This window comes from [Mycobacterium] manitobense, assembly GCF_025821665.1.
Taxonomy (GTDB): Bacteria; Actinomycetota; Actinomycetes; order Mycobacteriales; family Mycobacteriaceae; genus Mycobacterium; species Mycobacterium arseniciresistens.
Window position 1 is genome coordinate 1 of record NZ_JACKSJ010000088.1, and the last position, 25,944, is coordinate 25,944.

Below are 25,944 nucleotides of genomic sequence, written 5' to 3' on the forward strand. Positions count from 1 at the left end.
GACGGCCCTGCAGGCCGCGGTGGCCCTGCAGGCCGCGGTGGCCGCCGCGGTGTCGAGCGGGGCGACAGGCCTGGAGGCAGCCGTGCTCGTCGGCGGGGCGGGCGACGACGCCGGTGTCGCCGCGGTGCGCGAGCTGTCACCGGGCGCCGCCGTCATCGTCACCGACCGGGCGGGAACGGTCACCGCGTGAGCGAATTCCGCTCGGGGTTCGTGTGTTTCGTCGGACGGCCGAACACCGGCAAGTCGACGCTGACGAACGCGCTGGTGGGCACCAAGGTGGCGATCACCTCGAACCGGCCGCAGACCACGCGGCACACCATCCGCGGCATCGTGCACCGCACCGACTTCCAGATCATCCTCGTCGACACCCCTGGCCTGCACCGGCCGCGCACGCTGCTGGGGCAGCGGCTCAACGAGCTGGTGAAGAACACCTACTCCGAGGTCGACGTCATCGGGTTGTGCATCCCCGCCGACGAGGCGATCGGCCCCGGCGACCGGTGGATCCTCGAGCAGATCAAGGCGGTGGCGCCGAGGACCACGCTGGTCGCGATCGTCACCAAGATCGACAAGGTCTCCAAGGAGAAGGTCGCCGCGCAGCTGATGGCGGTCAGCGAGCTGGTGGGGCCGGACACCGAGATCGTGCCGGTGTCGGCCACCGCCGACGAACAACTCGACGTGCTCATCGACGTGTTCGCAGCCCAGCTGCCGCCGGGGCCGGCCTTCTACCCCGACGGTGAGCTGACCGATGAGCCCGAGGAGACGCTGATGGCCGAGCTGATCCGCGAGGCCGCCCTCGAAGGTGTGCGCGACGAACTACCGCACTCCCTCGCCGTGGTGATCGAGGAGATCAACCCGCGCGAAGACCGGGACGACCTGATCGATGTGCATGCCATCCTCTACGTCGAACGCGACAGCCAGAAGGGCATCGTGATCGGCAAGGGCGGTGCCAGACTCCGGGAAGTCGGCACCGCCGCCCGCACCCAGATCGAGAAGCTGCTCGGCACCAAGGTGTACCTGGAGCTGCGGGTGAAGATCGCCAAGAACTGGCAGCGCGATCCGAAACAGTTGGGCCGCTTGGGTTTCTAGTTCACAGGTATGCGGTGCAGTGCGCCGCGTCACCGGGCGCCACTTCTGCCACCACCGTGTCGTCGACCGTGATGCGGCACCCCTGGCTACCGGACTTGGTGACGACGACGACCTGGAGCAGCGATACGTCCGGGCCGATTGCCGTGGTCTGGTGGAACGGCGCAGTGGTGCCCTCGGGAAGGCGACCGCCCGGATCCAGGTCGATCGAGTACACGGTGCCTGTCCCCGTCACCTCGAAGAGGACGCTGCGCAACTGCGCGGACGCCGCTGGCGGAGCCTGAGTGCCGACCTTCCTGGATGCCGCCTGGGCGTTGTCGGCCTTCGTGGCGGCCCGCACGTCCGGGGTCACGCACACGACGTCGCCGTCGAACGCCTCACGCCACACGAATCCCTGCTTGCAACTGTTGGATCCGAACGCGCCGTTGGGATCCCGATTGGCGACGGCCTGTGCGTTCTGTGCCGCGGTGGCGTCGCGGGTGGCCGGCGTGACGCAGACGTTGTCACCCGGCGCCGCCTCGCGCCAGACAAATCCGCTGATACAGGTGTCGGGTCCGAAAGGTTGGGCCGACACCGGCGCCGGTGTGAGGGCGGCTGCCGCCATCAGTGCCGCGGACAGCGGAATGAGCTTCGTGCTGTTCATCGATCGTCCTCCAGTTGGGATGCGGCAGCGCTTCCCCGGCTGCCGGCGAAAGTGACGCTATTGAGCACGAATCGGGCTCGATAGCGTAGGGCGCTACCTCACGCCGCGAAGATGCGCCGACCGCTGCCATGCAGAAGCGCCGTGGAGCCGGCGTGCTTCCACGCGGGTGAGGCCTCGACGCTATTGCCGCGCGCGGGGGGATGAATCGGGTCTTTCCCTATCCCTGACCCTCTGTCGGTCCCGGGATCACCCGGGTACGTCGTCCCACCACCGTGCCGGCTGCATGGTCACCCAGCCGTTGATGGCCTCGAGTTCGGCGGCCAGCGACACCAGCAGCGGTTCGCTGGCCTCCGGCCCCATGAGCTGGACTCCGATCGGCAGCCCGTCGGCGGTGAAGCCGGCGGGCACGTTGATCGACGGCCACCCCAGTAGATTCCACGGCCACGTCACCGGGCACGCCTTGATCATCGTGCGGTCGGTCGACAGCCCGCCGCGCCGGTCGAAGTCGTGCACCGGCGGCGCAGGCAGGGCGGTGGTCGGCGCCAGCACCACGTCGGCGATGTTGAACACCCACCCGATGCGCCGCTGCGCCGCGGCCTCCCGGCGCCGCGCCTTGCGCAGCACGTGCTCCGACAACAGCCGGCCGGTCCGCAGGTTGGCTTTCGTGCGCTTGTCCAGTTCGACCCCGGGGCCGAGCCGCTCGGCCCAATCCAGTAGTCCGGAGGTGCTGCGCGACAGGAAGTTCCACGACATGCCGACGGTGTAGTCGGGATCGGCGGCGATCACGGTGTGACCCAGCTGTTCGAGCTGGCCCGCGACGCGTTGCATCGCGGTGCGGATCTCCGGGTGGAGTTTCGCCCTGAAGACCGTGAACGGGAACTTCGTCGACATCGCGATGCGCAGCGGGCCCGGAGCCCGGCCGACGAAGTCCGCCACCCGAACCGGGTCCGGCCGGTGCAGGTCGCCCGCCGCGTTGCCCGACGCCGCGTCGAGGACCAGTGCGGCGTCGATGACGGTGCGCGCGAGCACGCCGTTGACCGTGATGCCGTTGAACGCCTCGGGCAGCGGCCAGGTGGAGATGCGCCCGCGCTGCGGTTTGATGCCGACGAGGTGACACCACGCCGCCGGGATCCGCACACTGCCCGCGCCGTCGGAGCCGATCGCCGCGGTGACCAGGCCGGCGGCCACGGCCGCAGCGCTGCCGCCCGACGAGCCGCCGGGGGTGTGGTCGCGCGACCACGGGTTGCGGGTGTGGCCGAACGCCGGCCCGCTGGTGAAGGGCCACTGGCCCAGCTCGCAGGTGTTGGTCTTGCCGACGATGACCGCACCGGCGGCCCGCAGCCTGCGCACCACCTCGGAATCCTCACGCGCCGGGCGCACCGTCCCGTCGGCGCCGAAGCGGGTGGGCACCCCGGCGATGTCCACGTCGTCCTTGACTGCGATCGGGATGCCGAGCAGCGGTTGCTGGGCGCCTGCGGCGCGCTGGCGGTCGGCCCGGACGGCGTCGGCGCGGGCCTGGTCGGCCAGCACCACCCGGAAGGCGTTGAGGGTGGGCTGGCTGGCCTCGATGGCGGCCAGCGAGCGGGCGACCAGCTCGACCGAGCTGACCGCACCGCTGGCCAGTTGATAGAGCTGGTCGGTGAGGGTGGGGAAGGCGGTGCGCGGCGGGCGGGGGGATGGCGAGTCGAGCATCACCGCCGAGCGTAACGGCGTGCTTACCGGCTCATGTCGGGGCGTGGTGGAAGACTGTGACGATGCGGCTGTACCGGGACCGCGCCGTCGTGCTGCGCCAACACAAACTCGGCGAGGCCGACCGCATCGTCACCTTGCTCACCCGCGACCACGGGCTGGTCCGCGCGGTGGCGAAGGGGGTGCGGCGCACCAGGAGCAAGTTCGGCGCCCGGCTCGAGCCGTTCGCCTACATCGACGTTCAACTGCACCCGGGCCGCAACCTCGACATCGTCACCCAGGTGCAGGCCATCGACGCATTCGCCAGTGACATCGTCAGCGACTACGGCCGCTACACCTGCGCCTGCGCGGTGCTCGAGACCGCGCAACGGCTGGCGGGCGAGGAACACGCACCGGTACCCGCGCTGCACAGGCTGACCGTCGGGGCGTTGCGGGCGGTCGCCGAGGGCAGCCGCCCCCGGGAGCTGGTGCTCGACGCCTACCTGCTGCGCGCCATGGGGATCGCCGGGTGGGCGCCGGCGCTCACCGAATGTGCCCGGTGCGCCACCCCCGGTCCGCACCGGGCGTTCCACGTGGGCGCGGGCGGCAGCGTGTGCGTGCACTGCAGGCCGTCGGGGTCGGTGACGCCGCCGCAGGGGGTGGTGGACCTGATGGCCGCGCTGCACGACGGCGACTGGGATGCGGCCGAGGCGTCGTCCTCGGCGCACCGCAGTCAGGCCAGCGGACTGGTCGCGGCGCATCTGCAGTGGCACCTGGAGCGACAGTTGCAGACGTTGCCGCTGGTCGAGCGTTTCTATCGGATGGATCGCACGGTCGCCGACCACCGCATCGCGCGGTTGGGGCAGGATGTCCACCGTGGCGACGAACCAGGCGAACAGCTTGCCGCAGGCGGCTGAGCGCAAGAAGAGGGCGCGGAAAGGCGAATTCCCGCAACTCGACCCGGCGCCCGACGACTACCCCACCTTCCCCGACAAGTCGACGTGGCCGGTGGTGTTCCCCGAGCTGCCGCCGAAGACCAACGGCCCGTTCTGCCGCCCGCCGCAGCACACCAGCAAGGCCGCCGCGCCGAAGATCCCGGCCGACCAGGTGCCCCAGCACGTCGCCGTGGTGATGGACGGCAACGGCCGCTGGGCCACCCAGCGCGGGCTCGGCCGCACCGAGGGCCACAAGATGGGCGAGGCGGTGCTCATCGACATCACCTGCGGCGCCATCGAGATCGGCATCAAACACCTGACGGTGTACGCCTTCTCCACCGAGAACTGGAAGCGCAGCACCGACGAGGTGCGGTTTCTGATGGGGTTCAACCGCGAGGTGGTCAAGCGCCGGCGGGAGAACCTCAACGACATGGGCGTGCGGATGCGCTGGGTGGGGTCTCGGCCCCGGATGTGGCGCAGCGTGAGCAAGGAATTCGACATCGCCGAGGAGATGACGGTCGGCAACGACGTCATCACCATCAACTACTGCGTGAACTACGGCGGCCGCACCGAGATCGTCGAGGCCGCGCGTGTGCTGGCGCAGGAGGCCGCCGACGGCAAGGTCAAGCCGGGCCGCATCACCGAGGCGGCGTTCGCCAAGCACCTGCACCGGCCGGACATCCCCGATGTCGACCTGTTCATCCGCACATCGGGGGAGCAGCGGGCCAGCAACTTCCTGCTGTGGCAGTCCGCCTACGCCGAATACGTCTTCCAGGACAAGCTCTGGCCGGACTACGACCGGCGCGACCTGTGGGCGGCGTGCGAGGAGTACGTCAGCCGCAACCGTCGCTTCGGCAGGGCCTGAGCGGCGCACCGTGACCACACCCGACCTGCCGCAGCGGCTGGCGTCGGCGCTCACCGAGGCGCTGCCGGTGGTGCGGGAATCCGACGGCGCGATCACCGTGCACTACGACGAGACGTTCGCCTCGCTGCGGGTGGTGCCCGTCGCCGAAGGCCTGGACCTGGTGGCGCTGACCCAGATGCTGGTGTGGGACCAGCCGCTGGACGCGAAACTGCGGGCGAAGGTCGCCGAACACGCGCACGCCACGCTGCTGGGCACGGTGTCACTGGCGGCCAAGAGCGGCGAGGCCGCGGTTGCCGCGTCGGCGAAGCGCAACTCCAAGAAGACCGCGGATGTGTTGCTGCGCTACAACTTCCCGGGCAACGGGCTGTCCGACGAGGCACTGCGCACGCTGATCATGATGGTGCTCGCGGCCGGCGCCGACGTGCGCCGGTCGCTACTCGGCTGACGAGGCGCAGGCGCCGCACACCCCGAAGATCTCGATGGTGTGGCTGACGTCGGAGAAGCCGTGCCTGCGGGCGATGTCCGCGGCCCACGTCTCCACCGACCGGCCCTGGATCTCGACGGTCGCCCCGCACGTCCGGCACACCAGGTGGTGGTGGTGGTGCTCCGAGCAGCGCCGGTAGACCGACTCGCCGGTGTCGGTGCGCAGGGTGTCGACCACGCCTGCCGCGGACATCGCCTGCAGGGTGCGGTAGACCGTCGTCAGGCCGATGCCCTCGCCGCGTCGTCGCAGCTCGTCGTGCAACTCCTGGGCGGACCTGAAGTCGTCGAGTTCGCCGAGCAGTTCGGTGATCGCCGCGCGCTGCCGGGTGGCCCGGACGCCGGTGCCGGCGCCCGTCATCGCGGGTCCTCGGCGGCGTGCGCGACGGCGTCGACCACGATGTGGGCGAGGTGATGGTCGACGAGGCGGTAGAGCACCTCGCGGCCGGAGCGCTCACTGGCCACCACGCCGGACTGCTTGAGGATGCGCAGGTGCTGGCTGACCAGCGGCTGCGGCACGCCGAGCGCGTCGACCAGCTCGTGCACGCACCGCTGGGACTGCTGCAGCTGCAGGACGATCGCGATGCGGACCGGTGCGGCCAGCGCGCGCAGCAGCTCACCCGCGGTCTCGAGCACCTCACGTGCGGGCAGCTCGGGCATCGGCGCGGCGCCGTGCTGGTGGCCGTGCTCGACCGGCCCGCCGCCGTCCTCTGCGCCCCCATCAGCAATAGTGGGAATGGTTTTCATTATGCCAGCCACAATACATGCAGGCATACGCATGTCAATCGGTCCCTCAGGTGTCGCTACGCTGATGCACCGTGGCATCCATCATCGACACCGTTGCGAACCTCGCGAAACGCCGTGGCCTGGTCTACCAGTCGGGTGAGATCTACGGCGGCACGAAGTCGGCGTGGGACTACGGGCCACTGGGCGTCGAGCTCAAGGAGAACATCAAGCGGCAGTGGTGGCGGTCGGTGGTCACCGGCCGCGACGACGTCGTCGGCCTGGACAGCGCGATCATCCTGCCCCGCGAGGTGTGGGTGGCCTCGGGCCACGTCGAGGTGTTCAACGACCCGCTCGTGGAATGCCTGAACTGCCACAAGCGGCACCGGCAGGACCACATGCAGGAGGCGTACGCCCTGAAGAAGGGGACGCGCGACACCGCCGTTGATCCAGACACCGTGCCGATGACCGAGATCGTCTGCCCGGACTGCGGCACCAAGGGTCAGTGGACCGAGCCGCGCGACTTCAACATGATGCTCAAGACCTACCTCGGCCCGATCGAGACCGAGGAGGGCATGCACTATCTGCGGCCCGAGACCGCCCAGGGCATCTTCGTGAACTTCGCGAACGTGGTGACCACGTCGCGGCGCAAGCCGCCGTTCGGCATCGGCCAGATCGGCAAGAGCTTCCGCAACGAGATCACCCCCGGCAACTTCATCTTCCGCACCCGCGAGTTCGAGCAGATGGAGATGGAGTTCTTCGTCGAGCCGTCGACGGCGCCCGAGTGGCACCAGTACTGGATCGACACCCGGCTGCAGTGGTACGTCGACCTCGGCATCGACCGCGACAACCTACGGCTCTACGAGCATCCGAAGGACAAGCTGTCGCACTACTCGGACCGCACGGTCGACATCGAGTACAAGTTCGGCTTCGCGGGCAACCCGTGGGGTGAGCTCGAGGGCGTGGCCAACCGCACCGACTTCGACCTGTCCACGCACGCCAAGCATTCCGGCGTCGACCTGTCGTACTACGACCAGGCCACCGAGACGCGCTACACGCCGTATGTCATCGAGCCGGCCGCCGGCCTGACTCGGTCGCTGATGGCGTTCCTGGTCGACGCGTACACCGAGGACGAGGCGCCCAACGCCAAGGGCGGCGTCGACAAGCGCACCGTGCTCAAGCTGGATCCGCGGCTGGCGCCGGTGAAGGCCGCGGTGCTGCCGCTGTCGCGGCACGCCGACCTGTCGCCGAAGGCCCGCGACCTGGCGGCCGAACTGCGCAAGTCGTGGAACGTCGAGTTCGACGACGCCGGGGCGATCGGGCGCCGCTACCGCCGCCAGGACGAGATCGGCACGCCGTTCTGCGTGACCGTCGACTTCGACTCGCTCGAGGACCAGTCGGCGACCATCCGCGAGCGCGACGCGATGACCCAGGACCGGGTCGCGCTGTCGGAGGTCTCCGACTACCTGGCCGTCCGCCTCAAGGGCGCCTAGCGCTTCTCTCCCGCCGGGGAAGCGGAGCCTAGAACCGGCCGCCGCCGCCGCTGTAGCTGCGGCCCGACGACCGCGACGAGCCGCCGAACGACGTCGACCGCCCCATTCCGCGGCCGCCGCTGTACCCGCCGCTCCAGCCACTCGTGCCGAAGCCGCCGCTGAAGCCGCCGCGAAGCACGTTGCCGATGATGATGCCGCCGATCACCGCCCCCAGGTCCGAGCCGCCGCCGGGATAATGCGAGGTGAAGGTCTGCTGGGCGGCTTGGACGTCGTCGTTGGCCAGCGACTGCGCCTGCGCGGCGAGCATGGACGCGCCGTTGGCGTGCGCGACGGCCTCGCTCACATCGGTGCTGCGCTTGGCCTGCGCCGCCTCGAGCTGGCGGCCCGCTTCGGCGAGCCGGGTGCGCGCCTCCGGGCCGATGCTGCCGCGGCGGGTGTCGATGAAGTCCGACACCGCCCGGATCCGCGACTGGGCGGTGACCACCGCCTGGTCCAGTGCGCGGACCAGCCGCTCGGCGGCTTCGCGCTGCTCGTGCACGCTGGCCAGCAGCCGGTCCAGATCCGCGTCGGCCTTGGTCAGCGCCGTGAAGGTGCCCAGTGGATCGGTCGGCCCGCCGGCCTCGGCGGCGCGCACCGCGTCGTTGGCCTTCTTCAGCGCGGCGGTGAGTTCGGCGGCCTGCGGTGTGTCCGGCTTCTGCAGCAGGCTTCCGGCGTGCGCGATACCGGCACGCAGGTCGGCGATCGCCGCGGGCAGGCTCGCCACCGCCCGGTTGATGTCGCCTGCGGCACTGTCGAGCGCCTCGAACAGCTGGCGAGCCTGCGCCAGCGCCGACTCGGCCGCACGCACGGCGTCCACCAGGCCGATCTGATCGCCGGCGGGCCGCGCCACCAGCGCCCGCGCCGAGGTGATGTGACGATCGGCGAACGCGAGCCGCTCCTTGGCCGCGTCGATGTTCCCGGCCACCGAAGACAGTGCGGCGGCGTCGAATTGCGCACGCAGGCCGGCCAGGGTCTGCTCGGCGGGCGCGATACGGGCCGTCAGGTCGACCATCTGCTGGGTCAGCGTGTCCAGCCGGTCGGGCGCGTTGATCACCAGGTCGCGCAGCTGCTCGAACGCCTCGCTCTGCGCGTCGAGTTCGCGGTCGGCGGTCGCGGCGGACACGATCACCCGGGTCAGCAGGTCGCGTCGCTGCAGTGGCGCCTCGGGGATCGCGTCGTCGAGCGTCTGACGCACGGAGAACGCCTGCGCCAATGCCGCTTTGGCCGTCGCCACGGCCCGAACGAACGGTTCGGTGCGCTGCGGGCCGAATTCCCCGACCGCCATCGCCAGTTCGCCGTCGCTGGTGCGCACCGCGTTGTCGACGTCCACCACGATCGCCTTCGACAGGTCGTCGAGCGCGTCGATGGGAATGGCGGCCAATGCGTTGGGATCTGTGGGGTCCACCCGCTTGGCGGCCTCGAACTCGGCGGCGCGGCGCTTGCGGCGGCGCCGGCGTCGCCACCACCAGAGCACCAGCCCGATCGCGACGATGAGCACCAGCACGATCGCGATGGCCAGCGGCGACACGTGCAGCGGTTGCGGCGGGGCGACGTCGAGGCCCTGCGCCGCCGTGATCGCCGCGCCGGCCCAGTCCTGGCGGCGGAGCATCGGCTCGATCTCGTTGCGCTGCAGCCGGTCGGCCTCGGACTGGCCGATTACGGCGGTCGGCACCCGGAACGCGTAGGACCGTTCGACGACGGCAATGGCCAGCAGCGCGTCGTGGTCGCCGAAGTCACTGAGCTCGGTGGCCGTGTCGGCCCAGGCGACCGGATCCTGGCCGAAGCGGTCGACGTACACCACCCACAACCGGGTGCCGCGGGTGTCGTAGAGCCGGTCGACGGCCGCATGCACCTCGGCGCGCTGGGTCCTGTCGAGCGCGCCGGCGTTGTCGGTGATGTAGTCCGGCACCCGGAACGGTGGTTCGGCGGCGGCGTTCGGGGCGATGAGGACGCCGACCGTGAGGACGGCGCACACCACGCTGAGCAGGCGGGCGAAACGCATGGTGGTCAATGTAGTGACTCGCCGGGCGGATCAGCGCCCCCGTCGCTTAATGCCCGCATCGACCTGCGCAATGCCGACGGTGTGCGGTAACCGACCATTGCCGCGATCTGGCCTGAATTCAGCGACGTGGTTCGGCGCAGGTGCTGAGCCCGTTCCACTCGCAGCCGCTGGATCAGCGCGTACGGCGTGACGGCCAGCTGGTCACGGACCCGCCGTTCAAGGGTGCGTCGTGAAGTGCCGATGGCGTGCGCGGCGTCCGGCACGCTGATGTCGCGGTCGAGGTTGGTCCTGATCCAGGCCTCGAAGTCGATGACCAGCTGATCGCTGGTCTCGAGATACGTGCGGGCGCTGTCGACGCTGCGGGCCGGTCGCTGGTCGATCAGCAGCAGCGCCGCTGCCGCATCGGCGAGCTGGGGGCTGGCCGACGCGACGATGTGCATCGCGAGATCGATGTGGGCGAACGCCGCGCCCGCTGTGGTGATCACACCGTCGGCGACCACCATGCGTGTCATGTCGAGGGTCACCCGCGGGTATCGCCGGGCGAACTCGTCGACCAGCCACCAACTGGTGGTCGCCAGCTTGGCGTCGAGCACTCCCGCGTCGGCCAGGACGAAGGTGCCGGTGCACGCGGCGGCCAGGCGCCGGCCGGCGCGCGCCCAATCGAGCACCGTACGCCGAACCGCCCGCACGTCTTCGCGCAGCAGGGCGTCGACGATCCCGTTTGCCGAATTCACCGCCAGGGCGGGTACGACCAGGAGGTCGACGGAGTCCAGCCGTGGATCGTCGACGGTCGTGTCGATCGGCACAGTCAAACCGCCCGCCGTCCGGACCGGCTCGTCGTCCACCCCGACGGTCGAGACGGCGATCTGCGGAACATCGCTGCCCAATTGGGTGGCGGCCGTGTTGGCGCCGCGCAGGACGTCCAGCAGCGTCACCAGTCCAGAGTCCCAACAGGCGGACACGGCGACGACCCCGACATGCATGTCGCAAACAGTATTCCTACTGTCGCATTTATGACCATCGGGCGGCTTAGCGTCGCCACATGACCAACGCATTGATCGGCACGCTCGACCGCCACTACGCCCGACTGGGTCTGTCGCGCAACAAGATCGAACCGTGGGAAGACGGTCTGCGGACCGCCGCCGCGGACGGCACCTTCGAGTGGTGGTACTTCGACGCCCACCTCGACGACGGGTCGACGGTGACCGTGGAGTTCCACACCAAGCCCCCTTACGTGTCGCCGAAGGCGCCGCTGACCCCGTTCGTGATGCTCACCCTGACCGACCCGCACGGCGTCAGGACCGACTGGACACACGTCGGCGAACCCGAGGACTTCACCGCGGCCGACGACGACTGCGACGTCCGGATCGGCCCGAACGCGTTCCGCCGCGACGCGGCGGGCTACGCGATCCACGTGGAGATCGACGACATGACCGCGGATTTCACGCTGGCGCCGGAGGTGCCGCCATGGCGGCCGGAGACCGGGCATGTCTTCTTCGGCGAGCAGGAGCAGCACTACATCGCGTGGCTGCCCATGTGCGCCCGCGGTGCGGCTGAAGCGGTCATCTCGATCGGCGGGCGGACACGTCGGGCCTCGGGCAGCGGATACCACGACCACAACTGGGGCAACGTCGCACCGCGCAAGGTCCTGGACCACTGGTACTGGGGCCGCGCCCGCGCCGGCGACTACACCGTCGTGACACTGAACTTCGTCAGCCGTGACACCTACGACCACGCCAGGCTGCCTGCGGTCATGGTCGCCGAGGGCGGTGAGATCGTGGCCTCGGCCGTGGGTGCGGACCGCGTCGCGTTCTCGGGCACCGACACGGTCGAACACGCGACCGGAGTCCCGGTGGCCAGGCGACTCGAATACCGCATCGCCGAAGGCGACGCGCGGTTCGGCGTGACTTTCGAACACCGCCGCGACGCCTTCACACTCGATCTGGGTGCCGCGGGCGCCTACCTGCGCTTCACCGGCGACGTCACCGTCGAGCACGGCACCCCGGCCCGGTCGGCGACCGCACACGGTCAAACGCTCTGGGAACTGCTCTATTTCGGCGAGCGCCGCCATGCGGCGCCGCGGCAGGGCGCCGTTCCCCTGGTCGGCCACCAGGCGTGACGGCACGGCCCGCATGAGCACCCTGGCAGACTGAGCGTCGGTGGCTGCATATCGGGATACCTATGACGAGTTCGACCGCGCGCGGTTGGTGGTCGAGGACCCCAAGGGCGCCGGGCTGCCGGGCGCCGACACCGAGCACCGCACTGACTTCGCCCGCGACCGCGCGCGCGTGCTGCACTGCGCGGCACTGCGCCGGCTGGCTGACAAGACCCAGGTCGTCGGACCGCGCGAGGGGGAGACCCCGCGCACCCGGCTGACCCACTCGCTGGAGGTGGCGCAGATCGGCCGCGGGATGGCCGTCGGGCTGGGCTGCGACCCGGACCTGGTCGACCTGGCCGGCCTGGCCCACGACATCGGGCATCCGCCGTACGGACACAACGGCGAACGGGCGCTCGACGAGATCGTCACGGTGTTCGGCGGCTTCGAGGGCAACGCGCAGAACTTCAGGATCCTGACCCGGCTCGAACCCAAAGTGCTTGACCCGCAAGGGCGCGGCGCGGGTCTGAACCTGACCAGGGCGGCGCTCGACGCGGTGACCAAGTACCCGTGGCAGCGCACCGCCGACCGCCGCAAGTTCGGGTTCTACGACGACGACATGACCGCGGCGCAGTGGGTGCGCAGCGGCGCGCCCACCGACCGGCCGTGCCTGGAGGCGCAGTTGATGGACTGGGCCGACGACGTCGCCTACTCGGTGCACGACGTCGAGGACGGCGTGATATCCGGACGCATCGACCTGCGGGTGCTCGCCGACGCCGACGAGGCCGCGTCGCTGGCCCGGCTGGGCGCCGAGTCCTTCCCGACGCTGGCGACCGAGGACCTGCTGGCCGCCGCCGAGCGGCTGTCGAAGGTCCCCGTGGTGGCCGACGTCGGCAAGTACGACGGCACCCTGGCCGCCTCGGTCGCGCTCAAGCGGATGACCAGTGAACTCGTCGGCCGATTCGCCAACGCCGCGATCACCGAGACGCGCGGCGTCGCCGGACCCGGCCCGCTGCGGCGATTCGACACCGAGCTGACGGTGCCGGTGCTGGTGCGCGCCGAGGTGGCGGTGCTCAAGATGCTGGCATTGCACTTCATCATGTCCGACCACGGGCATCTGCGGATCCAGGCCGACCAGCGGACCCGCATCCGGGAGGTGGCGCTCGCGCTGTGGGCGCAGGCCCCCAGCAGCCTCGACCCGCAGTTCGCCGCGGAATTCGACGCGGCATCCGACGACGGCTCCCGGCTGCGGGTGGTGGTCGATCAGATCGCCTCCTACACCGAGGGCCGGCTGGAACGAGTGCACGAAGCGCGCTCGCCCAGACCGTTGTGACCGACCTCTAGACTGGATCGGTGGCCGGGCGGATACCAGATCGCGACATCGCGGCCATCCGTGAACGTGTGAGCATCGAGGACGTCGTCGGCGACTACGTGCAGTTGCGCCGCGCCGGCGCCGACTCACTCAAGGGCCTGTGTCCCTTCCACGACGAGAAGTCGCCGTCGTTCCACGTCCGGCCCAACCACGGCCACTTCCACTGCTTCGGCTGCGGCGAGGGCGGCGACGTCTTCACCTTCCTGCAGAAGATCGAGCACGTCAGCTTCGTCGAGTCGGTCGAACTGCTGGCCGACCGCGTGGGCTACACCGTCACCTACACCGGCGGGTCCACCACGAACGTGCAGCGCGACCGCGGCAGCCGCAGCAGGCTGCTGGCCGCCAACGCCGCCGCCGCCGAGTTCTACGCCGAGGCACTGCAGTCCGACGAGGCCGCCCCGGCGCGGCAGTACCTGATCGAACGCAACTTCGACGCCGCGGCGGCGGCGCACTTCGGCTGCGGTTTCGCCCCGTCGGGCTGGGACAAGCTGACCAAACACCTGCTGCGCAAGGGATTCGAGTTCAAGGAGCTCGAGGCGGCCGGGCTGTCGCGGGAGGGCAAGCGCGGACCGATGGACCGCTTCCACCGCAGGCTGCTCTGGCCGATCCGGGCCCCCGGCGGGGAGGTGATCGGGTTCGGCGCCCGCCGCATCTTCGCCGACGACCCGATGGAGGCCAAGTACGTCAACACCCCCGAGACGGTGCTGTACAAGAAGTCGTCGGTGCTGTTCGGGCTCGACCTCGCCAAGCGCGACATCGCCAAGTCCCACCGTGCGGTGGTGGTCGAGGGCTACACCGACGTGATGGCGATGCACCTGTCGCACGAGACCACGGCCGTGGCGTCGTGCGGCACCGCGTTCGGTGACGGCCACCTCGCCCTGCTGCGCCGGCTGATGATGGACGACAACTGGTACCGCGGTGAGCTGATCTTCGTGTTCGACGGCGACGCGGCGGGCCAGGCGGCGGCGCTCAAGGCGTTCGACGGTGACCAGCAGGTGGCCGGAAAGTCGTTCGTCGCCATCGCTTCCGACGGGATGGATCCCTGCGACCTACGGCTGAAATACGGCGACAACGCGCTGCGCGACCTGGTGGCGCGGCGCATCCCGATGTTCGAGTTCGCGGTCCGAAGCCTCATCCCCGACGGGGAGACCCTCGACAACGACCCGCAGGCCCAGGTGGACGCGCTGCGCCGGTGTGTGCCGCTGGTGGCCCGGATCCGCGACTACGCCCTGCGCGACGAGTACGCGCGCCGGCTGGCCGGCTGGACCGGGTGGAGCGACGAGGCGCAGGTGCTCAGCCGCGTCCGCGAGGAGGCCCAGAAGCGGGGCCTGCCCGACAAGGGCAGGCGGCGCACCGCGGAGTCGGCGTCGGCCAGGGCCACCCGGCCCGCGGCCGACGCGCCTGCCCGTCCGGACCCGGCCGATCCGACGCTGTGGCCGCAGCGCGAGGCGCTCAAGTCGGCCATGCAGTATCCGGCGCTGGCCGGGCCGGTGTTCGACACGTTGACCGTCGACAGCTTCACCCATCCCGGTTACGCGGCGGTCCGCGCGGCCATCGCGGCGGCCGGCGGCACGTCGGCCGGGCTGTCCGGGGCGCAGTGGATCGAGGCGGTGCGCGAGCAGACGGCGTCGCCGGCTGCGGCCAACCTCGTCAACGAGCTGGGGGCCGACGCATTCCAGGTGGAGGATGAGGAGAAGCTGCCCCGCTACATCGGTGGAGTGCTGGCCCGCCTGCAGGAGGTGTGGGTCGGAAGGCAGATCGCCGAGGTGAAGTCGAAGCTGCAGCGGATGTCACCGGTCGACCACAGCGATGACTACCACGCGCTGTTCGGGGATCTGGTGGCGATGGAGGCCTACCGCCGCAGCCTGCTGGAACAGGCCAGCGGTGACGACCTCACTGCGTGAAAGCCGTCGGCACGCTATGGTGGATCCGCTGTACGACCATGTCCGAGGAAGGCAAGCCGTGACCAGGATCTCCAAGCAGGTTCGACGTTCGATCGCCGCCGGTGCCTTCGCCGTGGCCGCCATCGCCGCACCCTTCGCCGCGTCGGCGCTGAGCGCCGCTCCGGCCCAGGATGTCGCCGGCCCGGCCTGCCTGGCCTGGTTCGGCAACAAGGAGGACGGCAACTGCCTGTCCTACTCCAACGGCAACGGCATCAACGTCGGCACGCCCCAGGTCGCGTTCGGCGAGAACGGCCTGGGAATCTCCACCGGTCCGCTGCTGCCCGGCCGGACGATCTCTCAGGGCGTCAACTAGCGCGTTCTGCGCTGCTGCTCCGCCGGTTGCGGCGTGAGCACATCGGTCTCCGAGTCGATCGGGGTCAACGTCACCATCTGCGGGTCGGGAGACACCCGGTCGGCCACCTTCCGCCGTCCGGCGTCGATCACGGCCTTGGCGGCTGGGCTGCTGGTCACCGCCCGGTAGGTCCCGGAGATCTGCTCGTAGCGGCGACGGCCGGCCTTCGAACCCAACACGTAACCCACCGCCAGCACGGCGACATACCCGATCACAAAGCCCCTCCCGCAAGACGGTTCGTTGGTTCCATCCTGCCTCAAGTGGCCCACCTCGCGCTGACCCGGGAGCGCATTGGCGGGGTGCTCGGTGCGTACGCTAGAGTCATCCCTCGATCCGCGGACAACGATCGCGGACAGGCAGTCCCCTGTAGCTCAATTGGCAGAGCATTCGGCTGTTAACCGAAGGGTTGCTGGTTCGAGTCCAGCCGGGGGAGCCACCTCTTTCACCGTCGCACCGCTCACTCACCCCGCGTCGGGTGCAGCCCAGAGCACATTGAAGGTTTCTGTGGCTCTGCTGCCAGACCCCTGTCATGGCGGGGTTCCCGACCCCTGGCGTGGTTACGCTTTTTCCACACAGTCGATGGGGCGGACAGAACGAGGTTCTGCAACGGCGCCGACCCTGCGTCCATCGGTGAACCGATCGAGGAGAGGACGCGACATGCCGTTCAAAGCCAGGTTGGTGGCCGCGCTGATAGGGGCGGCGGCGTTGTTGGGCGCCGTCGGTGTGGACGTGGCGCAGGCGGGCACGTACCCGAAGGACGGCACCTATCACGTCGGCGGCGAGGGGGCCACAGCTGAACCGAAGCCGGACCCCACATCGCTGGAGACCGCATCGTTCTCACCGAACATGGACGACATGCCGGAGTTCTGCACCATCCCGTGGAGCACCGGCGGATGCGGGTGACACGGCCGGGTAGCCCAGCCGCCACACCTCAGGTACGGGCGGCCAGCAGCTTGTCGAGCTTGCCGAGCTGGGCCTTGTAGCCCCACTTCATGCCGAAGGCCGCCATCTTGGCCTTGGCGCCGATCTGGGTGATCGTGACGTGCAGTCGCACGGTGGTCGTCCCGTCGCGCTCCTCGAGGGTGATGTCGTTGGTGTGGTGGATGGTCGAGGTGTCCTCCTCGCCCTCGGTCCAGGACCGGGCGTCGTAGGACAGCGCCGACGGCTCCTCGATGCGGGTGAAGGTGCCCGTCATGGGCCACCGGGTGCCCTGGTACTTGCCCATCTCCTCGCCGGCCTCCATCACCACGTGGATGCGGCCGCCGACGCGCAGATCCATCTCGCACTCGGGCACGAAGGTCTTCTCGGGACCCCACCACTGCCGCAGCATCTCCGGACGCGTCCAGGCGTCCCACACGACACCGACGGGGGCGCGGTAGTCGCGTTCGAGGTCGAGTTCCTTCGTCTTCTTCAACAGGCCGAACATGGTGGTCCTTTCGTCAGTGCTCGTGAGGGTCGTCGGTGATGGCTTCGAGGAACCTGCCCAACGAGTCGAGCCGGATGTTCCACAGCCGTTCGAACGACTCGACCCAGCGGCCGATCTCGGCGAACGGCTCCGCCTCGAGGTGGTAGATGCGTTGCCGGGCAAGCGCTTCCCCGGCGACGATCCCCGCTTCACCGAGCACCCGGAGGTGCTTGCTGGCCTGCGGCTGGCGGATGTCGAGCGTATCGGCGATCTCGCCGACCGACAGGGGGCCGGCGCGCAACAACTCGACGATCCGTAGCCGGCTCGGCTCGGCAAGTGCCCCGAAGATCGTCGCCTGCACGAACTCAACGTAGGGCGAGGGACGTATTCCTGTCAAGGAATACGTCCCTATGCACGCCAATGTGATCGGCGTGCGTGGTCGAGAATCGGTCCGGTGGCTACGGCACTCCCGGGCCTGTCGGCTTCTTGCCCTGCTGCTGGCGCGCAGCCTGGGCGAGCGCGTTGACGAGCGGGTTCGCCGCGAGCATCTGGCGACGTTCCTCGTCGGACATCTCGTAGAACGCCCACACGCCCCACGCCGCCGGACGCACGTACAGCGTCACCGGCCTGCGCTGGCTCTGGAACACCGCCGGCACCGGGACGACGCGATCCAGCACAGCAGCGCTGGCCATCTCCTCGGCGAGCTTGTCCCGGTCGGCCGACTCGTCGAGTTCGTAGAGCAACGACTGGCCGCCGGCCTTGGGCGGGCCTTGCAGCGCGAGGAACCACGCCATCGGGTACTCCTTCTCTGTCGAGATGTTTCGTCACGACGCAGCGTAGGAGATCGGGCCCGCTGATCGTGAACTCCGTAAGCTCGCGGCATGCGGGTGACCGGAGCGACCGTTGCCGTGCTGGGCGGGTGTCTGCTCGCCGCCGGCTGCGGGTGGAGCCCGCCGAGCGCCCCGCCGCCCAAGCCCGACACCTGTGCGCCGACCGACGGCCCGGGCGCTGCCACCGTCCAGCGCGAGATCGTCACCCTCGCCCCACCGGGTCCGGGCGCGACATGGACCGAGACGGGCAGCGGTCACGCGACGAACTGCCGGTTGTACTGGGTGCAGCTGAAGGGGCCCGGCAGCGCGCCCGACGTTCCGGCGCAGGTGTTGTTCTTCGACCGGCAGACCCCGCTGGGGCCCGCCACCCCCGAACCCCGGCCCTACGTCGCCGTCGTGAACTCGGGCGACGAGTTCGTCACCGTGCAGTACCAGTGGCGGCAGGGCGCCGATGCGCCGTGCTGCCCGACCGGAATCGGCACCGTACGGTTCCGGGTGGGCGACGGCGGCACGCTCGAGGCGGTCGACCCGATCCCGAACTCCTAGGCGGGTCCGGCGGTCATCAACTCCTCGGGATCCATCATCGCCGCATAACGGAGCTGCTCGGGGATCCCGAAGCCGTCCACCAGCGTCTCGGCGTAGGGCCGCAGCGTGCGGCACCGTTCATTGATCCCGCGGGTGACCGCCTTGGCGCGTTCGGTCGACAGGAAGCGGTGCTCGATGAACCAGGCCTTGTCGTCCTCGATCACCGACAACGCGTAGAGGTCGCAGACCATACCGAGGATGCGGCGCGCCTCCTCGTCCTCGCACGCGTCGATGCCTGCGACGAACGCCTCGAGCACGATGCGGTCGATGTGGGCCTGCGCGGTGTGCAGCACGTGATCCTGCACCGAGTTGAACGCGTCGAACGCCGACATCTCCTTGGACTTCGACTGCAGCCGGCGGGCCACCGACGACAGCAGGTACTCCTCGCGGTCCTCGAACATCTGCACCTGGGTGCCGCGGTTGAACAGGCTGCCCTCTTCTTCGTTGTCCTGGCGCGTGTCGAGGATGGTCTGCATGATCGTCTCGGCCGCTGTGCGCTTCATCACCCGGGTGCCGACGGTGTTGGCGGCGAAGCGCACCCATCCGACCGGGCTCATACTCTTGACGTCGTCGGCGTAGGCGGTCAGCAGCTCCTTGGCCACCAGTTGCGTCAGCACGTGGTTGTCACCCTCGAACGTGGTGAACACGTCGATGTCACCACGCAACCCGATGAGCCGGTTCTCCGCCAGATACCCTGCGCCGCCGCAGGCTTCCCGGGCCTCCTGGATGGCCCGGCTGGCATGCCAGGTGTTGGACGCCTTCAGGCCCGCGGCCCTGGCCTCGAGCTCACGCTGCTCCTCGGCGTCGGGGTTGTCCGAGCTCTGCAGTTCGTGGCACTTGGCCACCAGTTCGTTCTGCGCGAACTGCAGCGCGTACGACCTCGCGATCAGCGGGAACAACCGGCGCTGGTGCACCAGGTAGTCCATGATGAGCACCTCTTTGTCGTCGCCGGGCGCCTCGAACTGCCTGCGCTGCAACGCATACCGGGTGGCGATGTCGAGTGCCACCCGCGCGGCCGCGGCACCGCTGCCACCCACCGTGACCCGCCCGCGGATCAGGGTGCCGAGCATCGTGAAGAAGCGGCGGTTGGGGTTGTCGATCGGCGACGAGTACGTGCCGTCCTCACTGACGTCGCCGTACTGGTTGAGCAGGTTCACCCGCGGTACGCGGACGTTGTCGAACACGATCCGGCCGTTGTCGACGCCCGGCAGGCCGCCCTTGTAGTCGCAGTCCGACGTGGTCACCCCGGGCAGGTCGTTGCCGTCCTCGTCGCGGATCGGTACCAGCACGCAGTGCACGCCGTGGTGGACCGGCTCGCCGTTCTCGTGGGTGATCAGCTGGGCGAAAACCGCTGCCATCCGGGCGGTCTGAGCCGCACCGCCGATGTAGTCCTTGCGCGCCGTCGGGGTGGGGGAGTTGACCACGAACTCACCGGTGGCGGGGTCGTAGGTGGCGGTCGTCTCGAGCGACTGGACGTCGCTGCCGTGCCCGGTCTCGGTCATCGCGAAACAGCCGAGCAGTTCGCAGGAGATGATCTTGGGCACGTACTCCTCGTGGTGCCGTTCGGTGCCGAGGTTCTCCACGGCGCCGCCGAACAGGCCCCACTGCACACCGGCCTTCACCATGAGTGACAGGTCCGACATCGCCAGCATCTCGATCTGGGTGATGGCGGCGCCGACGTCACCGTTGCCGCCGTGCTCCTTCTTGAACCCGTCCTCGGCCGCACCCTTCGCGGCCATGATCCGCAGCTGCTCGGCCACCTTGGTGCGGGCGATCACGGTGTTGGGCGTGTAGTGCGGTTTGAAGATCTCCGTGGAGAGCTCCTCGCGCATTTGGTTCTTGACGTCGCGCCAGCGGCCGTCGAGCGAGTTGCGTAGATGCTCCGCAGTGGTGGTCATACCTGACGGTAACCCGTGGTCCGCGCGGGGAAACTGTGATGTGCGAAACCCAGGCTTACCTTGCTGGATACCGGGCACGGGCCGGGGTTGAATCGTGGCATGACCCAGCCTCAGTCGGCGTCACCCGGACCCGCACCATGGCGGCCGCACGACTTCGACCACCGGCACGGCGACGTCAGCGGCGGCTGGCTGCGGGCCGCGACGTTCGGCGCGATGGACGGCCTGGTGAGCAACACCGCGCTGATCGCAGGCGTCGGTGCTGCCGCACACGCCCCGGCCGTGGTGCTCAGCGGGATGGCGGGCCTGGTCGCCGGCGCGTTCTCGATGGCGCTCGGTGAGTACACCTCGGTGCGGACGGCCAACGAGCAGATCGAGGCCGAGGTGCGGGTGGAGAAGCGGGCGTTCCGCAGGCACCCGCAGGCCGAGCGGGCCGAGCTGACCGACATGCTGGTGACCATGGGGATGACGCCACAGACGGCCGACGCCGCGTCCGCGGAGATCCACCGCGACGAGAACCGGGCGATCAACTTCCACCTGGTGCAGGAACTCGGCGTCGACCCCAGGGAGAAGCCGTCACCCTACGTGGCAGCCCTCTCGTCGTTCTTCATGTTCGCGATCGGCGCGGTGGTGCCGCTGATCCCGTTCCTGTTGGGCTTCGAATCGCTCTGGGCCGGACTGGCTCTGGGCGGCGTCGGGCTGTTCCTGGCCGGCGGCGCCGCCGCCCGTTTCACCGGCAAGCCGGTCTGGTTCGCCTCGTCGCGGCAGTTCGTGCTCGGCGCGGTGGCGATCGCGGCCACCTATGCCGTCGGTTCGCTCATCGGCACGGTGGTCTGATCGTCGATGCTGCATCGCCTCGCCGTGGCCGGCGTGCTGCTGCTCGGTGGGTGCAGCGCGGCCCCGCCGCCCGACGCACCGTCGGCATGGACCTACCTCGGCGGGTCGGAGGTGCACTCCGGCTTCTCGTTCGCAGGAACCGTCGTGGGTGGTCTCTCGGGCATCACCTACGACTCCGGCCGGGGGGTCTACTACGTCATCAGCGACGACCGCTCGGCGAAGAACCCGGCCAGGTTCTACACGGTGCGTATCCCACTCTCCAACAACGGCTCCGACGAGGTGCAGTGGGTGTCGTGCACCGTTCTCAGGGATGCCGGTGGCGAACCGTTCGCCCCACTCGACGCCGAAGCGCGGCCCCCGGTGATCCCGCCCGACCCCGAGGGCATCGCCTTCGACGCTCGGCGCCAGCAGCTGTTCTGGACCAGTGAGGGTGCCCGCGACATCGAGAACGCATCGCGCCCACTGCTGCTGGATCCTTGGGTGCGGCTGGCCGGCCTCGACGGCGGCTACCGCGGGCACTACCCGTTGCCGCCCGGGCTGGCGATGTCGGCGCAGCCGTCGGGCCCGCGTGCGAACGCAACGCTGGAAGGCCTCACACTCACCCCCGACGGCACGGCCCTGTTCGCCGGCATGGAGGGGCCGGTCTTCGCCGACGGCGAACCGCCGACCGCGTCGCACGGGGCGCTCACACGAATCACCCGCTACGACACGGCAACCGGCGAGCCGACCGCGCAGTACGCCTATCCGGTCGACGCGGTGACCGCGGGCCGTGACGGCGACAACGGGCTGTCCGACCTCGTCGCCCTCGACGTCGACACGTTCCTGGTGGTGGAACGCGGCTACGGCGACAGGGTTTCCGCGCGCATCTACCGGGCGAGCACGGCGGGCGCCGGCGACATCCTCGGAAAATCGTCGCAGGGCGCCGATCCTCCGGTCGCGGCGATGACGAAGGAACTCGTCGTCGACCTGACGGCGGCACCCGGTATCGAGCACCTCGACAATGTCGAGGGAATCACGCTCGGCCCCAAGCTCTCCGACGGCCGCCAGAGCGTCGTGCTGGTCACCGACGACAACTTCTCGCCGCGTCAGGTGACGCAGTTCCACGTCTTCACGATGTGAACATCAGCTGTCGCTGCCGACTGTCACCGCTCTCCTCCCGGGGGTCGGTCAGTCGGTGGTCTTGCGGGTGGGCGCGGCCGCGTCGGCGAGCAGGCGGCGCAACACCACGACGGCGTCGGCCAGCGTCTCCCGCTCCGACTCGTCGAGCCGTTCGAGATACGGGTCGAAGGCGGCCCCGCGGTCGGCACGCACCTGCTTGAGGGTCTGCACGCCCGCCGGGGTGATGCGGATCAGCACCGCGCGCGCATCGCCGGGGTCGACGGTGCGTGTCACCAGGCCCGCGTCCTCGAGGCGGCGCACCTGCGTCGTCATCGTGGGTTGTGAGCAGTGGTCGAGTGCGGCCAGATCGGAGATGCGGGCCTCGCCCTGGTCTTCGATCATGGACAGCAGCCGCCCCTGTGCGACGGGCAGCGGCAGCCGCACCCGCTGCGTGGCGAGCCGGTTGATCCGGGCGACGACGGACAGCAGGTCGGAGCCCAGCGTCGGCCCGATCGACTCGTGTGCGGAGCCGGTCTGCTCACGGGGGGCGCCGACGTCCTCGGTGGCGGGAGGCGGAGTCATGGGCCCATAATACATAGGATCACTATGTAGGTGGTGTAATGTGCTGTCTCACACGCCGCCACCTGCCGGGGAAGGACCGCCCGGGCCCGACTGGCAGAATCGTGAGATGACCGTGACCCAGCCGCCGAGGCAGCCTCGACGCGCCGGATCGCTGCAACCCGGAGATCTCGCCCAGGCCGCCGTGATGGCGGCGCTGTGCGCGGCCACCGCCATCATCGCCGTCGTGGTGCCCTTCGCCGCGGCACTGTCGCTGCTCGGCAGCGTGCCGATGGGCGTGCTCGCCTACCGTTACCGGCTCCGGGTGCTGGTCACGGCCACCGTCGCGGGTGGGCTGATCGCCTTCCTGATCGCCGGGATGGGCGGGATGATGACCGTCATCGACTGCGCCTACATCGGCGGTCTGACGGGGATCATCAAGCGTCGCGGCCGCGGCACCCCCACGGTGATCGTCGCCGGACTCGCCGCAGGCGCCGTGTTCGGCGCGGCGTCCGTCCTGGCGCTGACCGTGCTGTCGCGGCTGCGCAACCTGATCTTCGACACGATGACCGCCAACATCAACGGGCTGGCCGCGATCATCGCGCGCATCCCCGACTTCTGGGGTCTGGTGCCCGAGACCCAGCCGGCCGCCGACGCGCTCAAGCGCGGATTCGCCACGGCGCTGCAGTACTGGCAGTTCCTGATCGGCGGCTTCGGCGTGCTCAGCATCCTGTTCGTCACGCTGGTCGGCTGGTGGGCGCTGTCGAAGGTGATCGACCGCCTGATGGGTGTGCCCGACGTGCACAAGCTCGAGGCCGGCGGCGAGGGCGGCCCGGTCGCGCCGGTGCCGGCCCGGCTGACCGACGTGCGCTTCCGGTACCCGGGCGCCGATCACGACGCCCTCGGCCCGGTGTCACTGACGGTCGAGCCCGGCGAGCACCTCGCCATCACCGGGGCCAACGGATCGGGCAAGACCACGCTGATGCTGGTCCTCGCCGGCCGTGAGCCCACCGGCGGCACCGTGGACCGGCCGGGCGCGGTGGGCCTGGGCCGGCCGGGCGGGACCGCGGTGATCATGCAGCATCCGGAGAGCCAGATCCTGGGCACCAGGGTGGCCGACGACGTGGTGTTCGGCCTGCCGCCCGGAACGACCACCGACGTCGAGCGGCTGCTGGCCGAGGTGGGCCTCGACGGCCTCGCCGAGCGCGACACCGGCGGCCTGTCCGGCGGCGAACTGCAGCGACTGGCCGTCGCGGCGGCGCTGGCCCGCGAGCCGAGGCTGCTCATCGCCGACGAGGTCACCAGCATGGTCGATCAGCAGGGCCGGGAGTCGCTGCTGGCGGTGCTGTCCGGGCTGACCGGTCGCCACGAGATGTCGCTGGTGCACATCACGCACTACAACGACGAAGCGGATTCGGCCGATCGGGTCGTCAACCTGACCGGCAACGGCGGCGATGCGGACAACATGCCCATGGTGGAGACGGCCGAGGCGCCACCGCCGTCGGCGGACATCGGCCACCGCGACGGCGCCCCCGTGCTGGAGCTGATCGACGTCGGTCACGAGTACGGCAGCGGAACGCCATGGGCGTCCACGGCGCTGCGGGACGTCAACGTGGCCGTGCACGAGGGCGACGGCATGCTCATCCACGGGCTGAACGGCTCGGGCAAGTCCACCCTCGCCTGGATCATGGCCGGGCTGACGGTCCCGACCACCGGGCAGGCGTTGCTCGACGGCGAACCGGTGTCCGAGCACGTCGGGGCGGTGGCGTTCTCGTTCCAGTCCGCGCGGCTGCAGCTGCTGCGCAGTCAGGTCGACGCCGAGATCGCCACGGCGGCAGGGTTCTCCCCGCGCGATCACGATCGTGTGCACAGTGCACTTGCCGCCGTCGGCCTCGATCCCGCGCTGGCCGCCCGGCGGATCGACCAGCTCAGCGGCGGCCAGGCCCGCCGGGTGGTGCTCGCCGGGCTGCTCGCCCGGTCGCCCCGTGCACTCATCCTCGACGAGCCGCTGGCCGGGCTGGACGCCGCCAGCGCCCGCGGCCTGCTGAGGTTGCTCGTCGACCTGCGCCGCAACAACGGCCTGACCGTGGTGGTGATCTCGCACGACTTCTCGGGACTCGAGGAGCTGTGCCCGCGCACACTCAACCTGCAGGACGGCGCGCTCGCGCCGGCGCCGACGACCGCAGGCGGTGTGTCGTGACCGCACCGAATCGCAAGCAGCGCAGACCGGTCGTCCTGCTCCGCCCCGTGCCGGGCAATTCGGTCATCCACGACCTGTGGGCGGGCACCAAGCTGCTCGTGGTCGCCGCCATCGGGTTGCTGCTCACCTTCTATCCGGGCTGGGCGCCGATCGCGGCGGTCGGCGTACTCGTCGTCGCGGGGGCGAAACTGGCCCGGGTGCCGCGCGGGGCGCTGCCGTCGATTCCGTACTGGCTGTGGATCCTGCTGTTCTTCGGGGGGCTGACCGCCACCTTCGCCGGCGGCAGCCCGGTGATCGACCTGGGCTCGGTGGACGTCGGGCTCGGCGGGCTCTTCAACTTCCTGCGGATCACCGCGCTGTCGATCGTGCTGCTCGGCCTCGGAGCGATGGTGTCGTGGACCACCAACGTCGCCGACATCGCGCCCGCGGTCGCGACGCTCGGGCGGCCGCTTCGGGTGCTGCGTGTGCCGGTCGACGACTGGGCGGTCGCGATCGCGATGTCACTGCGGGCGTTCCCGATGCTGATCGACGAGTTCCGCATCCTGTACGCGGCGCGCCGCCTGCGGCCCCGCCAGCAGCTGCCCACCCGGCGGGCACGCCGGCGGCGCTGGCTCATCGAGGTGATCGACCTGCTGGCGGCCACCATCACCGTCGCGCTGCGGCGTGCCGACGAGATGGGCGACGCGATCACCGCCCGCGGCGGGGCGGGACAGATCTCGGCCGCGCCGTCGCGGCCCGCACGTCGCGACGCGATCGCGTTCGCGGTGGTGCTCGTCGTGTGCGGGGCGGCGCTGGCACTCGAACTCACGGTGCTCGGCAGCAGCAGCTACAAGGCGTCCTGAC

At 70.0% G+C, this 25,944-nt stretch carries 28 protein-coding genes and 1 tRNA gene; 17 read left to right on the forward strand and 12 right to left on the reverse strand.

Annotation, left to right across the window (positions count from 1 at the left end; all coding sequences use genetic code 11):
• Positions 1–190: cytidine deaminase-like protein (locus H7I41_RS11370; protein WP_505011363.1), on the forward strand; the 190-nt coding region annotated here is incomplete at its 5' end.
• Complete coding sequence (gene era, locus H7I41_RS11375) at positions 187–1,086, forward strand: GTPase Era (RefSeq protein ID WP_264012688.1); 900 nt, start codon at positions 187–189, stop codon at positions 1,084–1,086. The genes H7I41_RS11370 and era, both read left to right, overlap by 4 nt.
• Position 1,087: 1 nt before the next feature.
• Here era and H7I41_RS11380 read toward each other — a convergent pair whose 3' ends face one another.
• Together H7I41_RS11380 and H7I41_RS11385 are read right to left on the reverse strand one after the other, a co-directional pair.
• Positions 1,088–1,726 carry a hypothetical protein gene (locus H7I41_RS11380; RefSeq protein ID WP_264012689.1) on the reverse strand — a complete coding sequence of 213 codons (639 nt, stop codon included), beginning with the start codon at positions 1,724–1,726 and terminating at the stop codon, positions 1,088–1,090.
• Positions 1,727–1,972: 246 nt separating this feature from the next.
• Entirely contained in the window at positions 1,973–3,418 is a 1,446-nt protein-coding gene (locus tag H7I41_RS11385; RefSeq protein ID WP_264012690.1) for an amidase, read from the reverse strand.
• Between the two features lie 62 nt (positions 3,419–3,480).
• Between H7I41_RS11385 and recO the strand changes: the two genes are divergently transcribed.
• The 3 genes from recO to H7I41_RS11400 are packed head-to-tail and all read left to right on the forward strand — an operon-like array spanning position 3,481 to position 5,639.
• Positions 3,481–4,311 carry a DNA repair protein RecO gene (recO, locus tag H7I41_RS11390; protein ID WP_264012691.1) on the forward strand — a complete coding sequence of 277 codons (831 nt, stop codon included), beginning with the start codon at positions 3,481–3,483 and terminating at the stop codon, positions 4,309–4,311.
• Positions 4,262–5,194 carry a decaprenyl diphosphate synthase gene (locus H7I41_RS11395; protein WP_264012692.1) on the forward strand — a complete coding sequence of 311 codons (933 nt, stop codon included), beginning with the start codon at positions 4,262–4,264 and terminating at the stop codon, positions 5,192–5,194. The genes recO and H7I41_RS11395 overlap by 50 nt, the downstream gene beginning before the upstream one ends.
• Positions 5,195–5,204: 10 nt before the next feature.
• Entirely contained in the window at positions 5,205–5,639 is a 435-nt protein-coding gene (locus H7I41_RS11400) for a hypothetical protein (protein WP_264012693.1), read from the forward strand.
• On the opposite strand, the gene H7I41_RS11405 is transcribed toward H7I41_RS11400, so the two are convergent.
• Both H7I41_RS11405 and H7I41_RS11410 read right to left on the reverse strand, forming a co-directional pair.
• The gene (locus H7I41_RS11405; protein ID WP_264012694.1) at positions 5,628–6,035 is read right to left on the reverse strand and encodes a Fur family transcriptional regulator; all 408 of its coding nucleotides are present in this window, start codon (positions 6,033–6,035) and stop codon (positions 5,628–5,630) included. The genes H7I41_RS11400 and H7I41_RS11405 overlap by 12 nt on opposite strands.
• Positions 6,032–6,421, reverse strand: coding sequence for an ArsR/SmtB family transcription factor (locus H7I41_RS11410; RefSeq protein WP_372503730.1), 390 nt, complete (start codon positions 6,419–6,421; stop codon positions 6,032–6,034). The genes H7I41_RS11405 and H7I41_RS11410 overlap by 4 nt, the downstream gene beginning before the upstream one ends.
• 71 nt (positions 6,422–6,492) lie before the next feature.
• Between H7I41_RS11410 and H7I41_RS11415 the strand changes: the two genes are divergently transcribed.
• Complete coding sequence (locus tag H7I41_RS11415) at positions 6,493–7,890, forward strand: glycine--tRNA ligase (protein ID WP_264012695.1); 1,398 nt, start codon at positions 6,493–6,495, stop codon at positions 7,888–7,890.
• Between the two features lie 28 nt (positions 7,891–7,918).
• Here H7I41_RS11415 and H7I41_RS11420 read toward each other — a convergent pair whose 3' ends face one another.
• Together H7I41_RS11420 and H7I41_RS11425 are read right to left on the reverse strand one after the other, a co-directional pair.
• Positions 7,919–9,931, reverse strand: a complete 2,013-nt coding sequence (locus H7I41_RS11420; protein WP_264012696.1) for a TPM domain-containing protein — start codon at positions 9,929–9,931, stop codon at positions 7,919–7,921.
• Positions 9,932–9,936: 5 nt separating this feature from the next.
• Complete coding sequence (locus tag H7I41_RS11425) at positions 9,937–10,914, reverse strand: GlxA family transcriptional regulator (protein WP_264012697.1); 978 nt, start codon at positions 10,912–10,914, stop codon at positions 9,937–9,939.
• Positions 10,915–10,973: 59 nt separating this feature from the next.
• On the opposite strand from H7I41_RS11425, the gene H7I41_RS11430 reads away from it, so the two are divergent.
• The 4 genes from H7I41_RS11430 to H7I41_RS11445 are packed head-to-tail and all read left to right on the forward strand — an operon-like array spanning position 10,974 to position 15,654.
• Entirely contained in the window at positions 10,974–12,050 is a 1,077-nt protein-coding gene (locus tag H7I41_RS11430; protein WP_264012698.1) for a carotenoid 1,2-hydratase family protein, read from the forward strand.
• Positions 12,051–12,090: 40 nt separating this feature from the next.
• The gene (locus H7I41_RS11435) at positions 12,091–13,359 is read left to right on the forward strand and encodes a deoxyguanosinetriphosphate triphosphohydrolase (RefSeq protein ID WP_264012699.1); all 1,269 of its coding nucleotides are present in this window, start codon (positions 12,091–12,093) and stop codon (positions 13,357–13,359) included.
• Between the two features lie 20 nt (positions 13,360–13,379).
• Positions 13,380–15,302, forward strand: a complete 1,923-nt coding sequence (gene dnaG / locus H7I41_RS11440; RefSeq protein ID WP_264012700.1) for a DNA primase — start codon at positions 13,380–13,382, stop codon at positions 15,300–15,302.
• A 16-nt stretch (positions 15,303–15,318) separates the two neighbouring features.
• Positions 15,319–15,654 (forward strand): DUF7155 family protein, encoded by a 336-nt coding sequence (locus H7I41_RS11445; protein WP_372503731.1) that lies wholly within the window; start codon positions 15,319–15,321, stop codon positions 15,652–15,654.
• Here the strand turns inward: H7I41_RS11445 and H7I41_RS11450 are convergent.
• Positions 15,651–15,908: a hypothetical protein gene (locus tag H7I41_RS11450; RefSeq protein WP_264012702.1), complete on the reverse strand. Its 258-nt coding sequence runs from the start codon at positions 15,906–15,908 to the stop codon at positions 15,651–15,653. The genes H7I41_RS11445 and H7I41_RS11450 overlap by 4 nt on opposite strands.
• Before the next feature lie 145 nt (positions 15,909–16,053).
• Between H7I41_RS11450 and H7I41_RS11455 the strand changes: the two genes are divergently transcribed.
• Both H7I41_RS11455 and H7I41_RS11460 read left to right on the forward strand, forming a co-directional pair.
• Positions 16,054–16,129: transfer RNA gene (locus tag H7I41_RS11455), tRNA-Asn, on the forward strand.
• Positions 16,130–16,350: 221 nt separating this feature from the next.
• Positions 16,351–16,596, forward strand: a complete 246-nt coding sequence (locus H7I41_RS11460; protein WP_264012703.1) for a hypothetical protein — start codon at positions 16,351–16,353, stop codon at positions 16,594–16,596.
• A 28-nt stretch (positions 16,597–16,624) separates the two neighbouring features.
• Here the strand turns inward: H7I41_RS11460 and H7I41_RS11465 are convergent, their stop codons facing one another.
• The 3 genes from H7I41_RS11465 to H7I41_RS11475 form a co-directional block, all read right to left on the reverse strand.
• Positions 16,625–17,119, reverse strand: coding sequence for an SRPBCC family protein (locus H7I41_RS11465; RefSeq protein WP_264012704.1), 495 nt, complete (start codon positions 17,117–17,119; stop codon positions 16,625–16,627).
• 13 nt (positions 17,120–17,132) lie between these two features.
• On the reverse strand, positions 17,133–17,459 hold the full coding sequence (locus H7I41_RS11470) for an ArsR/SmtB family transcription factor (protein ID WP_264012705.1): 327 nt from the start codon (positions 17,457–17,459) through the stop codon (positions 17,133–17,135).
• Positions 17,460–17,556: 97 nt separating this feature from the next.
• On the reverse strand, positions 17,557–17,892 hold the full coding sequence (locus H7I41_RS11475) for a hypothetical protein (protein ID WP_264012706.1): 336 nt from the start codon (positions 17,890–17,892) through the stop codon (positions 17,557–17,559).
• Between the two features lie 87 nt (positions 17,893–17,979).
• On the opposite strand from H7I41_RS11475, the gene H7I41_RS11480 reads away from it, so the two are divergent.
• Positions 17,980–18,474, forward strand: coding sequence for an LppP/LprE family lipoprotein (locus H7I41_RS11480; protein ID WP_264012707.1), 495 nt, complete (start codon positions 17,980–17,982; stop codon positions 18,472–18,474).
• Here H7I41_RS11480 and H7I41_RS11485 read toward each other — a convergent pair.
• Positions 18,471–20,411 carry an acyl-CoA dehydrogenase family protein gene (locus H7I41_RS11485; protein ID WP_264012708.1) on the reverse strand — a complete coding sequence of 647 codons (1,941 nt, stop codon included), beginning with the start codon at positions 20,409–20,411 and terminating at the stop codon, positions 18,471–18,473. The genes H7I41_RS11480 and H7I41_RS11485 overlap by 4 nt on opposite strands.
• Before the next feature lie 99 nt (positions 20,412–20,510).
• Between H7I41_RS11485 and H7I41_RS11490 the strand changes: the two genes are divergently transcribed.
• Positions 20,511–21,245, forward strand: a complete 735-nt coding sequence (locus H7I41_RS11490) for a VIT1/CCC1 transporter family protein (RefSeq protein ID WP_264012709.1) — start codon at positions 20,511–20,513, stop codon at positions 21,243–21,245.
• Between the two features lie 6 nt (positions 21,246–21,251).
• Positions 21,252–22,364: an esterase-like activity of phytase family protein gene (locus H7I41_RS11495; protein WP_264012710.1), complete on the forward strand. Its 1,113-nt coding sequence runs from the start codon at positions 21,252–21,254 to the stop codon at positions 22,362–22,364.
• A gap of 48 nt (positions 22,365–22,412) precedes the next feature.
• Here the strand turns inward: H7I41_RS11495 and H7I41_RS11500 are convergent, their stop codons facing one another.
• Positions 22,413–22,856, reverse strand: a complete 444-nt coding sequence (locus tag H7I41_RS11500; protein WP_264012739.1) for a MarR family winged helix-turn-helix transcriptional regulator — start codon at positions 22,854–22,856, stop codon at positions 22,413–22,415.
• Between the two features lie 175 nt (positions 22,857–23,031).
• On the opposite strand from H7I41_RS11500, the gene H7I41_RS11505 reads away from it, so the two are divergent.
• Both H7I41_RS11505 and H7I41_RS11510 read left to right on the forward strand, forming a co-directional pair.
• Positions 23,032–25,101, forward strand: a complete 2,070-nt coding sequence (locus H7I41_RS11505; RefSeq protein WP_264012711.1) for an ABC transporter ATP-binding protein — start codon at positions 23,032–23,034, stop codon at positions 25,099–25,101.
• Entirely contained in the window at positions 25,098–25,943 is an 846-nt protein-coding gene (locus tag H7I41_RS11510; protein WP_264012712.1) for a CbiQ family ECF transporter T component, read from the forward strand. The genes H7I41_RS11505 and H7I41_RS11510 overlap by 4 nt, the downstream gene beginning before the upstream one ends.
• Position 25,944 lies beyond the last annotated feature (1 nt).